The sequence below is a fragment of the Thalassospira sp. MCCC 1A03138 genome (assembly GCF_002115785.1).
In the GTDB taxonomy this organism is placed as follows: Bacteria; Pseudomonadota; Alphaproteobacteria; order Rhodospirillales; family Thalassospiraceae; genus Thalassospira.
In genome coordinates, this window is the sequence record NZ_JFJY01000006.1 from 200,377 (window position 1) to 213,115 (window position 12,739).

At 53.9% G+C, this 12,739-nt stretch carries 10 protein-coding genes; 5 read left to right on the top strand and 5 right to left on the bottom strand.

Going from position 1 to position 12,739, the window contains the following annotated elements; all coding sequences use genetic code 11:
• Positions 1-27: 27 nt before the first annotated feature.
• Both TH468_RS13930 and TH468_RS13935 read left to right on the top strand, forming a co-directional pair.
• Positions 28-1,872 (top strand): adenylate/guanylate cyclase domain-containing protein, encoded by a 1,845-nt coding sequence (locus TH468_RS13930; protein WP_085645065.1) that lies wholly within the window; start codon positions 28-30, stop codon positions 1,870-1,872.
• A gap of 97 nt (positions 1,873-1,969) precedes the next feature.
• Entirely contained in the window at positions 1,970-3,808 is a 1,839-nt protein-coding gene (locus TH468_RS13935) for an adenylate/guanylate cyclase domain-containing protein (protein WP_168177144.1), read from the top strand.
• Positions 3,809-3,900: 92 nt separating this feature from the next.
• On the opposite strand, the gene ykgO is transcribed toward TH468_RS13935, so the two are convergent.
• Positions 3,901-4,026 carry a type B 50S ribosomal protein L36 gene (gene ykgO / locus TH468_RS13940; RefSeq protein ID WP_007090004.1) on the bottom strand — a complete coding sequence of 42 codons (126 nt, stop codon included), beginning with the start codon at positions 4,024-4,026 and terminating at the stop codon, positions 3,901-3,903.
• A 150-nt stretch (positions 4,027-4,176) separates the two neighbouring features.
• Positions 4,177-5,223, bottom strand: coding sequence for a methyltransferase domain-containing protein (locus TH468_RS13945; protein ID WP_085645069.1), 1,047 nt, complete (start codon positions 5,221-5,223; stop codon positions 4,177-4,179).
• A gap of 187 nt (positions 5,224-5,410) precedes the next feature.
• Between TH468_RS13945 and TH468_RS13950 the strand changes: the two genes are divergently transcribed.
• Positions 5,411-6,781, top strand: coding sequence for a DnaJ domain-containing protein (locus TH468_RS13950; RefSeq protein WP_085645071.1), 1,371 nt, complete (start codon positions 5,411-5,413; stop codon positions 6,779-6,781).
• Between the two features lie 56 nt (positions 6,782-6,837).
• Here TH468_RS13950 and TH468_RS13955 read toward each other — a convergent pair whose 3' ends face one another.
• The 3 genes from TH468_RS13955 to TH468_RS13965 form a co-directional block, all read right to left on the bottom strand.
• Positions 6,838-8,298, bottom strand: coding sequence for an aminoacyl-histidine dipeptidase (locus tag TH468_RS13955; protein WP_085645073.1), 1,461 nt, complete (start codon positions 8,296-8,298; stop codon positions 6,838-6,840).
• 133 nt (positions 8,299-8,431) lie between these two features.
• Positions 8,432-8,941, bottom strand: a complete 510-nt coding sequence (locus tag TH468_RS13960) for a GNAT family N-acetyltransferase (RefSeq protein WP_085645075.1) — start codon at positions 8,939-8,941, stop codon at positions 8,432-8,434.
• 47 nt (positions 8,942-8,988) lie between these two features.
• Positions 8,989-10,623: a diguanylate cyclase gene (locus TH468_RS13965; RefSeq protein WP_085645077.1), complete on the bottom strand. Its 1,635-nt coding sequence runs from the start codon at positions 10,621-10,623 to the stop codon at positions 8,989-8,991.
• 308 nt (positions 10,624-10,931) lie between these two features.
• On the opposite strand from TH468_RS13965, the gene TH468_RS13970 reads away from it, so the two are divergent.
• Positions 10,932-11,564: an NUDIX domain-containing protein gene (locus tag TH468_RS13970; protein WP_085645079.1), complete on the top strand. Its 633-nt coding sequence runs from the start codon at positions 10,932-10,934 to the stop codon at positions 11,562-11,564.
• 130 nt (positions 11,565-11,694) lie between these two features.
• On the top strand, positions 11,695-12,693 hold the full coding sequence (locus TH468_RS13975) for a cysteine synthase A (RefSeq protein ID WP_085645081.1): 999 nt from the start codon (positions 11,695-11,697) through the stop codon (positions 12,691-12,693).
• The last annotated feature ends 46 nt before the right edge of the window (positions 12,694-12,739 follow it).

Here is a 12,739-nt window from a genome sequence, read left to right on the forward strand (position 1 = left end):
AGCCTCTGTTCGGGAATTTTCAAAAAATTGGCTGAAAAACGCAGATATTCCGTCCTGACTGTTCTGCTTGCCGGGTTTTCTGTCACCAGCATTCTTGGTGTCGGTATTGCCCTTTATGTCGGACTTGGGGCCGCCTATCAAAACACCCGCAACCTTTGGGTCATGCTTAGCGATCTGGACCTGACATCGGTCCAGCGCACCATGCATGAACGGATGGAAAATGTGGGTAAACGTGCGGTCTGGGTCGCCGACCAGGTGGCAAGTGGCGCTCTGGATCCAAGCTTTCAGTATGGCTGGAACAATGCGATGCGCGCACTTTCGGCGTCGCAAATCGATGTGATGGCCTATGGTCTGATTACCGGCGACCGCCAGTTTATCGGCTATAATCCCGAAAATATGAGCGAAATACGCCGTACGCTGCCCAGCGATGATGTTATTTTTTCAGAACTGGCGCATTTGCGCGGACCAACGGTTAATCACACCGGTTTTCCAAGATGGGACCCCTATTTCAAGCAGACAGTGATTGCTGATTGGATTCCATTGTTTGCGGATGGCCGCTACGTCGGAACATTCATCCAGTATCTGTCACTGTCAAACCTGTCCAACAGCCTTATCCGTGGGCGCGAGGACTTGCCGGGTGTTCCGTTTATCCTGATCGCCGGAAACCGTGTCATGGCCCATCCACGTCTTCGTGAATGGGGCGATAGCGCTGCATCTGCACTGGTAAATGGCGCGGATATCGCACGCAGCCCGATTCCCCTTCCGACGATCAATGATATCGGTGATCCGGTTCTGGCCAATATAGGCAAGTCCGAGTCCATTGATATTGGCGATGAGAGCAAAAAACGCCCCGAGGCCAAAAACCTTCGCCTGTCCGGCCTTGATCTTGATGGCCGCTATTCGATGATCGTCACCAAACAAATGATGAATACCCCCTTCTCGCCGATCATCATCGGGATCCATTTCGAAGAAGAACTGTTTGATGACGAATGGAACAGGCTGGTTCTGGCATCGGTGATGGGGGGGACTGTTTTGCTGCTATCAATCATCGTTGCCGTGATCATTGCCCGTCACTTTACCAAACCGATCCGCCGTTTTGCCGCTGCCGCCCGGGCATTTGAGGAAGATGGCATCGAAAATCACGATTTCCCCGACCTTAAAGGCAGCCGTATTCGCGAATATGACGATGCCGCACGATCATTCAATCACATGATCAAGGCCGTCCATGACCGCGAACGGATCAGCAGCCTGTTTGGTAAATTCCTGCCGGCCTCCATTGCCCGCAAACTTCTGGCATCGGGAACCGATTCCGGGGTTCTTCCGCCGCAGCAGTGCGAGGCAACTGTCCTGTTTGTCGATATCGAAGGCTTCACGACATTATGTGAAGAACTTGAACCGCAACAGATCATCTCGATGCTGAATGCCTATTTTGATTGCGCGACCGGCATTATCGAAGAACATGGTGGCATCATTACCCAGTTCCAGGGTGACGCAATTCTTGCGGTATTTAACGCCTTTGATGAATTGCATGACCATGCCGATGCGGCCCTTGATTCGGCCCTCGCCATTCAGCATGCCGTCGAAACCCGCCAGTTTGACGGACTTTCCATTCATTGCCGCTGCGGGGTGAATACCGGGCGCATGATCGCCGGGAATGTCGGTGCAAGTGCCCGCCTGTCCTTTACCGTGCACGGCGATGCCGTTAACACCGCATCGCGGCTTGAACGGGAAAACAAGGAACTGGGAACCCGCATCCTTCTATCAGACAGCACCCGCGATCTCCTTTCCGATCCCGAGCGGGTGGTAAAAGCCGGACAAATCCAGTTGCGTGGCCGTCATACCGAAACTCTAATCTATACCTGCCGGAATTGAGCCGCGCGATATTCTTTTCATTGCGTTCAATCATCAGTAAGCTTTGCCGATAACCCGGAAAGACAAACCGGGCCATTGGGGGCATACGGGGAATATGATGACCAAACGCAGGGGGCGTTTTTCGATACTTGGCGTATTGCTGGGCGCGTTTTTTATTACCAGCGTACTCGGTGTGGGGCTTGCACTTCGCCTTGGCCTTGATACGGCTTATGACAACACCCGCAATCTATGGATTGCGATGACCCATGCCGACCTGAAAGATGCGCAAAATGCCATGCGCAACCGGATCGAACGGATGCAACGCCGCAATATCTGGGTCGCCCGCGAAGTGGCAAATGGCGATCTTTCACCCGATGACACTGCCATCTGGGACAACACCTTGGCGGCCCTTGTGACCAATGAAACCGACGTCACAGCGATCGGGCTTCTAACGCCAGAAGGTCGTTTCCGGGGCTATACTCCAAAGACAGACAAACCTTTTTCCGGCAAAGCCGACGCCGAAGAAGATATCATCGCCAGATCCCTGATCGCCTATGGACCAAGCCAAAGCATCACACAGTTTCCGCGCTGGAACAGCCTGGTCAATCAGGTCGTGATCACCGAAATGATCCCGCTGTTTCAAAGGGGGGAATATATCGGATCGCTTGTGCAGCTTGTATCACTTGGCGATTTTTCACGCGATCTGAAAACAGACCCGACAGAGGCCGGACGCACACCATTTGTCATTGTCAATGATCATGTCATTGCCCATCCCGCCCTGTCCGACTGGCATCAGATGCACCCGCCTGCAAATATTGGAACCGATGATGTTCTTGGCGTCCTGCCCCGTATCGACGACCTTGCCGATCCGGTTCTTGCGCAGATAGACCAGTGGCAGACATTTGATTTCAAAGACGACCGAACACCTGATGGAACCAATGGCTCGACGGCCTCTGCACTGGAAACCGCGGGCGGATATCACGTTATCATCACCCGGAAATTCGAAGAATCGACAAATCTTCCTATTCTGATGGGCATGCATTTTGATCCGACCGTTTTTAACCGCGAATGGGAACGGCTTAATCTCGCGACACTGATCGGAACAGCAATCATGGTTCTTGCGATCATACTGGCCGTCATGATCGCGCATTATTTCACGCGCCCGCTTAAACGGTTCTCAGCCGCAACAAGGCAACTTGAAACCGGCATGCTTGACGATCTGCCGATCCTGCCCGGCAGCCATATCATCGAATTTAACGATGCATCACGATCATTCAACAATATGGCCATCACCCTGCGTGACCGCGAACGCATCGGACGGCTGTTTGGCAAATTCCTGCCAACGGCCATCGCCCAGCAATTGCTGGCCTCTGACGATGATACCGGCAATATCCAATCCCGCCAGTGCGAGGCATCCATCCTGTTTGTCGATCTGGTCGGCTTTACGACCCTAAGCGAAAAGATCACCCCACAGCGGATCGTCACCATCCTCAATGCCTATTTCGCCAAGGCAACGGCAATCATCGAACAAAATGGCGGCATCATTACCCAGTTTCAGGGCGATGCCATCCTTGCCGTGTTCAATGCCTTTGACGAAGTGCCCAATCACGCCGATGCGGCGGTCCGCACGGCTGTGGCCCTGCAAAAGCTGGTTCACAATGAACTGTTTGACGGCGAAGAACTGCGCTGTCGTTGCGGGATCAATACCGGCCTGCTGGTGGCGGGCAATGTCGGCGCACCGGATCGGCTGACATTTACCGTACATGGCGATGCGGTCAACAGTGCGGCCAGACTGGAAGCCAAGAACAAGGAACTGGGCACACGCATCCTGATCGCAAGCACCACATTCGATCAACTTTCAGACCCGTCACAGGCCCGCCTTGCCGATGAAATTCTGCTGCGCGGACGCAGCGAAACAACCGCTGTCTATACCATTCCGATAGATGGCATTGATTAAGAAAAGGGTTGGCAAGCCGCAAAACACAAAACGCCGCATTGGATAAACCGATGCGGCGTTTTGTAAAACCTGAGAGAACAAGGTACCGGGAATTAACCCTGGCGCGCCTTGAAACGCGGGTTCTTTTTATTGATCACGTATACGCGGCCACGGCGGCGCACGATACGGCAGCCTTTTTCCCGCAGCTTCGCGGATTTCAATGAGTTCCGGATCTTCATAATAGTAAACCTTAGAAACTTGGCCCCTTCGAGGAAGCCGGAAAATAGAAGTACACCCAGCCCCTGTCAACACCTAAAACAGGTTGCAGCGACAGAATTCCGGACAAAGTCCATTCCTTCGTCGCCCGCCGTAGACATGAAACAGGGCAATCACCTGATTGTTGCGTAGAACCGATAAAAGGCTAGCGTTCCGTTTTCAAGCATTTTTACGCGATTCATCCACATTTCCATCTCTGGCACCAGATATGTCAGCACATCCGGGTCCAAACCGCTGTTCTGGATATCTGCCAGCATCGCCATCCAGGCTGCTTTGATATGACTGACATGCACATCCGTCTCGTCTTTGGCGATACGGATATCGAATTTCAGCTTGCCCAACACCTTTTTGTATTGGTCAGCCGTCCATGGAAACGGTTTGAAGTCTTCGTACTTTGCCCAATTGGCCACCTCATCTTCGTGGCCCTCGGACGTCAGGACATAGTCGGTCAACAATATCTGGCCGTGATCACGTAGCGTTTCCGCCACCGAGACCAGCAAGACATCCTTTTTTTCGATGTGGAAAAGATCGCCAAACGAATAAACCACGTTGAAATAGGCTTTGCGCAAATCGGGGTTGGCCGGATCAAAGGCCTGCACCGGGACTTTTTTCTGAACTCCGGCCTGCACGGACCGCTCCATCCCCAGCAACGCCAGTTCGCCATCCCGCTCATAGGCAGTTACCCAGACACCAAGCTTATCGGCAAGCAAACGCGCAACCCCGCCAAGCTTCGCCCCGATTTCAAGGCAGCTCAGCGTCTCGTCAAGTGCAAGCGGCTTTGCCAGTTCCAAGGCATAATCATGACCACCAGGGATCATGATGCCGCGATCAAACAGCTTGGCATAAAGCTTGATTCGTTCCGGTGGCCAGCGACCGATTTCATCATCAAGGTCAAGCTCGCCCAGTTCCGGCTCAATCGGCCGGGCAAGAAACAGGCGCATTTTGTGAAGCCACGCCCGGTAATCATCGATTTCTTTTTGCAGAAGATAATATTCGACCGGGTTGTCATACCCCTGCCAACGCGCACGAAGCTTTGTTGCAAGGCTCAGACTGTGACCTTCGGGCATCACGAATTCCGCCATGTCACCACCATGACCACCATTGTGATCAAGGACATCGCCGTCATGGTCGGCATTGCGTTGCCAGAATTTAAGTTTCAAGGCGGATACTCGCTAAGCGGTTCGCAGATAAGCGGATCAATTCTTGCAAAATATGGCAAATACGCAAAAGTGACAACGTGTTAAGATTTCAATCATATGATCCCAGCATCGATACGAATATAAAGTGAATGTGATTTAACCTGCCCGGCTTCGGGACAATGTTTATGTGCAGGATGCCTTTTCACGAATGAGCCAGGATCACCTCGGGATCTATTATCGCCTGCTGAAAATTGCGCCGGGTGCCAGCGCAAAGGAAATCAAGCTTGCCTACCGCAAGCTGGCATTTGAATTTCATCCTGATCGCAATACAGATATCGACGCCGAGGAAAAATTCAAGGACATCACCGAAGCCTATGAAATCCTGACGGGCGCGCGCAAGGCACCGCCAAACCCATCACGCAACGGTAAAAACGGTACCGGCACAAATGACGGCACAGCCGGCAAACAGCAAAGCGGCCCCTATGGCCCACAGGCCGCCGGTGCCAAAAACGCCAATTCGCAACAACGCACCCGTCAGGGTTTTGCCGGTACAGGGCGCAAGGCCGAAACCAGCCGCGAAAGCGAAGAAGACCGCTTTGCCCGCGCCAACGAAGCATATCGTCAGCAGCAGGAACGCAACGCGGCCCGCAAATCAAACATCCATCCAGGTGCCAAGCGCCACGCAAAAGCACGCGCCAAGCCTGATCAGGCCGGTTTTGTCCGCTGTGCCGTGACAGAAGTCGTATCCGCCCAACCCCGCATGGTTGAATTCACCATTGTGCGCGGTTTTCTCAATTCCCTGAAAATCGAAAAAATCACCGCTAATCTTGCTCCCAAAGGGGCAAAGCGCATGGCGCTTAAAGCCAGTTTCAAAACATGGCTACGCGGTTTCTGGGGCTGGCGCAGCTTTATTCCGGCATGGCGTGCGATCATTGGCAATATGCGGGGTGGGACCCTCCCCCCCGAAGGAAATGCAAAACTTCTGTTCACTCAGGCCACCGCGTTCGAACGCAGCGGCAACAAACCCCTTGCCCGGGCCGTGTTGTTACAAGCCAGTGATTTCATCGGCACCAACCGGTCGGTGCTGGCCGAACAGATCCGCGCTAATCTGCGGCGTCTGGATGACGGCAAGCCCCTTCGCCGGGTCCGTAGCGAATGGAAACAGGCCGGGATGCTGGATGCCCTTTTGCATTTAAGCCCGCTGTTTGTTGCCATTTTCTGTTTGCTGGTGGCGTTTGGCCCCGGACAAGGCTTTGTCAGCCACGATATCCCGCAACTTGTTGCAGACAAGACCAGTGAACTGACGCGCTCCGTCGAAAAGCTGATCGGCGAAGATCGCGATCCCTATTATATCGACCGTGATCTTTTGAACATGCGCGAAGGCCCCGGCATCGAATATCCGGTCATGCGGCGTCTGGCACGCTTCGAAACCGTCTATGTCGACGGACCAAGCGAGGATTTCTGGATTGAAATTGAAACAGCCCTTGGCGAAACAGGGTTCGTCAATCTGGATGCCCTGGTGCCCGGAAGCGGTGCCAAGGCCCGCGATGAATGGTGCGCTACAAACAGTTGCGACTGACCGCAAACACGATCAGTCGCAACAGAAACTCATTTGATATGGCCTGATGGAACCGGTCAGTTCTTGACCGGAATCGCCTTCAGCGCCGCCAGAAGATAATCCCAGAAACGCAGGACACTTGGCACATGGACGCACTCGTCCGGGCTATGTGCGCGTTTGATGGTCGGGCCAAATGAAACCATATCCCAATGCGGATATTTAGAGCCCAATACACCACATTCAAGCCCGGCATGAATGACCCGGATTTCAGGGTCTTTGCCAAACATGTCGCGATGAACCGCTTTCATCATATTGACGACTTCGCTATCGGCGTTCGGTTTCCAACCTGGATAGGCATCGCCCCACTTCACCGTCGCACCGATATTTTCAAACACCGATGTCGCAACCTCGCGCAGGGCATCACGCGCTGAATTGATCGAACTGCGCGCCGAAAGGGTCACATCCGCCTTTCCATCGGCCAGCTTGACAATCGCCAGATTGATCGACGTTTCGACCACACCTTCAACACTGGTGCTCATGGCGTGCACACCATTCGGCGCCCCGACAACCGCGTTATTAAAACGTTTGGAGTCCGTTGCGCTCATCGCTTTTGCGGGCACTTCAGCATCTTTGGCTGCAATGGCAAAGTTCGGCTCGATCACGCCGATTTCGTCTTTGACTTCGGCGGCAAAGGCGCTCAGTGCACCATCAAAGGCCGATGCCTTGTCGGACGGCAGAACAACCGTTGCAAAGGATTCCCGTGGGATCGCGTTACGTGCCGTACCAGCATTGATGGTCACAATCCGCGCACCAAGATCACGAATGGCGGTGCGCAGGAAGCGCGCCATCAGCTTGTTGGCATTGCCAAGGCCCAGAATGATATCAATGCCCGAATGACCGCCCTTAAGCCCGGTCAACGCGATTTCACGCGCGACCTGCCCGCCTTCAACGGCTTCGGGGGTATAGGCAAAACTCGCGACCAGATCGCCACCACCGGCACAACCCACGCAAAGCTCGTACTCGTCTTCGGTATCAAGGTTCAGAAGGATTTCGCCCTTAAGCCGCCCCGGTTCAAGGTTCATCGCACCCGTCAGGCCGCGTTCCTCATCAACCGTGAACAACAGCTCCAGCGGACCGTGTTCAAGACCTTCTTCGGTTATGAACCCCATCATGGCCGCCGCCCCGATACCATTATCAGCACCAAGGGTGGTATTGTCGGCCGTGATCCATTCACCATCCATGATCATACGGATCGGATCGGTATCAAAATTATGGGACGATCCGCTATTGGCCTGGGTCACCATATCGACATGGGCCTGAAGGATGACCATCTTGCGATTCTCGAACCCCGGTTTGGCCGGGACGGAAATCACAAGGTTGCTGCCGCTGTCGCGGAAATGGGCGAAACCCTTGGCATCGGCAATCTTTTCCAGAAGCTGCAAAACGGCTTCTTCCTTGGTCGACGGGCGCGGAGTATCGCAAAGCTTCTGGAAGTTTTCCCAGATTGCGACCGGGGCAATTTTGCTGATCTCATTCACGGTGGCGCTCTCCTGTATCGTTTATTCGCGGCATTTATCGCGGGTGCCCCTGCTGCTTAGCGCATCGGCACCGCAATTTCCAGATCGTCTACGGGTTTTTACGCAACCTAGTGACAAATGATTGGATTGATATCTAGTCGATCCCGACAACATTGCTGCGCCGTTCAAGCAGCAGCACATCGCGCCACTGCCCCTGCATCGGGCCATATCCCATCCGGCCAAATCCGCTACGCTGGCAAAGAATCTCGAACCCGTGTTTTTGATGAAGGGCAACACTGCCAGTATTTTCCGGGAATATTCCGGCCTCCAGCGACCAGAAACCGTTCTGTTCCGAACCACGGATCAATGCGTTCATCAACGCACTTCCGATGCCCCGCCCTTGGCATTGCGGATCGACATAAACCGATACCTCCGCAACACCGGCAAAGGCACAGCGCCCCGAAACAGCAGACAATCCCGCCCAGCCCGTCACCTGACCGGCCTCATCGACGGCAACATACCGGCATTTCGTCAAATGCCCGTTATCCCAGTCGCCCCAGCTTCCGCCGTTTTGTTGAAAGGATGCATGGCCGGATTTCAGTGCCCGGTCATAGATATCGACAACAGCATCACCGTCCGAAGACAGCATTTCACGAATTGTCATCTTTCGCCTGCCCGATTGCGCAAAGCGCGAAGATAGTTCACGGAAATTCAGTTGTCGATATCATCATCGAAGGTCAGGAACCTGATCGTGTCGCGACCGGCTTCCTTGGCGTCATACATCGCGCGGTCAGCCACCAGCAACGCCTGCTCCAGTTCCACAAACTGCCCACGCAGTTCCCCGCCCACAGTTACACCGAAACTGGCCGTGATGGTCACCATTTCGTCCCCTGAAACACCAACCGGGACTTCAATTGCCCGGATCATGTTCCCAAGCCGCTCGGCGATGCGTTTGGTAACCGCCGTGGTTGCCGATGGCAGCAGGACGGCAAATTCTTCTCCGCCCAGACGCACGACAAGGTCATCATCGCGAAGCGCCTGCCGCAAGGTGATGGCGATTTTCTCAAGAACTCTGTCACCGACGGAATGACCATAGGTATCATTGACGTATTTGAAATAATCCAGATCCAGCACGATCAGCCCGAACTGCCAGACTTTTCCTTTAAGCTGACGGATTTCACGAAGCCTGCTGACGGCGGATTCAAACCCGCGCCGGTTCAATGCCCCGGTCAGTGGGTCGGTCGACGCAAGTGCATCAAGATGCTGCTCCTTGCGCTTGTGGCTGGAAATATCCAATGCCGAAACCATCACCCTGCCATCTTCCATCAGGTTCATGCGGATATCGGCATGGTAGCCCGACGGCGTTTCAACACTGTCCACATTGGCGTGCCCATGGCCACTTTTGATCATGGATTCATACATGCCGCACAGAATAGCAATGTCAAAGACAGGACTGTCATCACTGTTGTTCTGCTCTTCACCAAACAGGCGGGCAAATTCACGATTGAAGTTCGTAACATTCTGATGAATGTCAAGCATCGCAACGGCCGATGGCACCATGCGGATGACTTCAGTTACGGCTTCTTCAAGCCCGGCCTTGGTCCGCATCAGGGCTTCGTTCATTTCGACTTCTTCGCGCACATCATGTGCCGTGGTCAGGATGGCCGGGCGGCCGTCATGCCACAAAATCCTCTCGTCGGTCAGATCCCGCCAAACCGTGCTGCCATCATCAAGAACATCGCGCACACGATGACGTTCGCCTTCGCGTTCACCGTGTAAAATATCGGCTACGTGTTTTATCGCTCTTTCACGGTCCGCTTCCGGAATAAAACGCAGGATATGGGGGTTTTCCATGAAGGCACTGGCATTGTCCGCCCCCATCAGGCAGGCAAAGGCATCATTGACATAAAGTGCCGTCATGTCGCGATGGACCATAACCCCGATAAAGGATCGTCCCAGCATGTGATCGACCTGCATGGCCGTCGTGCCATTATCAATCAGCTGTGCAGTGGTCAGAACCGCGTTGTTATCGCCCCATTCGACGGTTTCGTCGCTGATCTCCATCCAGACCGGGGTTCCATCCGTGCGGATGTTATAAACCTTTTTCCAGCCGTGAAACCCTCTGGCGTCCTGAAATTCAGCAACAAGCTTGCTGGCTTCGTAATGGAAACTGGGCGGGATATACTGGCGCAGATCGGGCTCCGCCATGAAATCCTTCACGTCTTTTCGGCCAAGCATTTTCGCATAGGCGTCATTGACATACACAGCGTTCAAATCCCTGTGCACGACAACTCCCACCCGCGACCGCCCGTAAAGACGCGCAATTTCTGTCGGTTCGAATCGCATCAAAGCCCCATCATCCCCGCCAATGCGATCTAACGCGCCATCGTTTCGATTTGGTGGCGTTCATTCCGCGCGCTAATTGATCAAATGCTACACTATATTAAAAATTATTAAAATACGGCACATGCCCTCACACCCTTGCGAATAGTTGCAGTGCAACCTGAACGACTTCGGCTAATCACGCCCTCACGGGAAGCGCGCATCAACCGCAAAGTGGCTCTGCCCTCTTCTCTTCACAAATCTGATGTGAAACCATGAGGTATATGTTGTCGCCAGAATGAAAATTCCAGCACCACCAGCGGACAGAATTTATGAAACACAATAATAATTACGAAATTATCCGTCACAGACGCGGCTGGGATGGCCATTTCAAACTCGATGTCTATGAACTCCGTCATCAGTTGTTTGACGGTGGTCAAAGTGCGGTTCTGCAGCGCGAAGTCCTTGAACGCGGGCATGCCGTCGCGGTCCTGCCCTATGACCCGGTACGTGATGAAGTTGTTTTGATCGAACAATTCCGCCCTGGTGCCATTTCGGTCCATCAGCGTTTCCCTGAAATGCCGCTTTGGCTGACGGAAATTGTCGCTGGCATCGTCGAGGATGGCGAGGAAATGCAGGATGTCGCGCACCGCGAAACCATGGAAGAATCCGGTTGTTCGGTCATCGGCGACCTTGAACTGATTTCGCGCTATTATGTCACCCCCGGCTGTTCAAGCGAGACGGTGACAATGTATTATGGCCGGGTTGATGCGTCCAAAGCGGTCGGCCTGCATGGCTTGGAAGAAGAAGGCGAAGACATCCGCGTTTATAGGGTATCGTCCGAGGAATGCTTTACCATGTTGCGTGACGGACAACTCTGCAATGCAACGGCGACGATTGCCGTTCAGTGGCTGATGCTCAATCGCGAGCGTATTCGCCGGGAAGCCGGGGTTTCGGGCGTGTGAACCTGTTTGCCGGATGCGACTTAATTAACACACAAATTTAGTGGTAATTTTTAATCAATCTTGACTTTTGTGTATAAAAGACCCAATCAACAGATAACAAAACACATTCTAACCACGCTTGGAGTCTGTCATGGACATTCGCAATGGCACCATTGAAGCCATTGGCCGCACCCCGCTTGTGAAACTCAGAAAGGTTTCCGAGTTAACGGGCTGCACCATTCTGGGCAAGGCGGAATATGCCAATCCGGGCGGATCGGTCAAAGACCGCGCTGCCCTTGCCATCATTCGTGACGCGGAAAAACGCGGCCTTCTGAAGCCGGGCGGCGTGATTGTCGAAGGAACGGCTGGCAATACCGGCATTGGTCTTGCCGTGGTCGGCAACGCGCTTGGCTATCGCACCGTGATCGTCATTCCCGAAACGCAAAGCCAGGAAAAGAAAGACCTGTTGCGTTTGCTCGGTGCCGACCTTCGCGAAGTCCCCGCCGTCCCCTATCGCGATAAGAACAACTATGTTCACGTTTCGCGCCATCTGGCCGAAGAACTGGCAAAGACCGAACCGAACGGTGCCATCTGGGCCAACCAGTTCGATAACGTCGCCAACCGTCAGGGCCATATCGACACCACCGGCCCCGAAATCTGGGAACAGACCGATGGCAAGATTGACGGCTTTATCTGTGCAGTCGGTACCGGCGGGACGCTTGCCGGTGTGTCGATGGCGCTTAAGGATCGCAACAAGGACATTCAGATCGGTCTTTCCGATCCAATGGGCGCTGCTCTTTACAGCCACTACAAGTTTGGTGAACTGAAATCCGAAGGAAGCTCGATCTCCGAAGGGATCGGTCAGGGACGGATTACCGCCAACCTCGAAGGCATCGATATCGATCACCCGTTCCAGATTTCAGATGATGAAATGCTGCCGATCGTCTTTGACCTGCTCAAGGAGGAAGGGCTGTGCATGGGCGGCTCGACCGGGATCAACATCGCCGGTGCGGTACGTCTGGCCCGTGAACTCGGCCCGGGCAAAACCATCGTCACCATCCTGTGTGACCTTGGCACCCGCTATCAAAGCAAGCTGTGGAACCCGGCCTTCCTCAAGGAAAAAGGTCTGCCGAGCCCCGACTGGCTCTAAGCCCGCCTGCAACAGGCAGCAAACAAAAACCCCCGCCTTCTGGCGG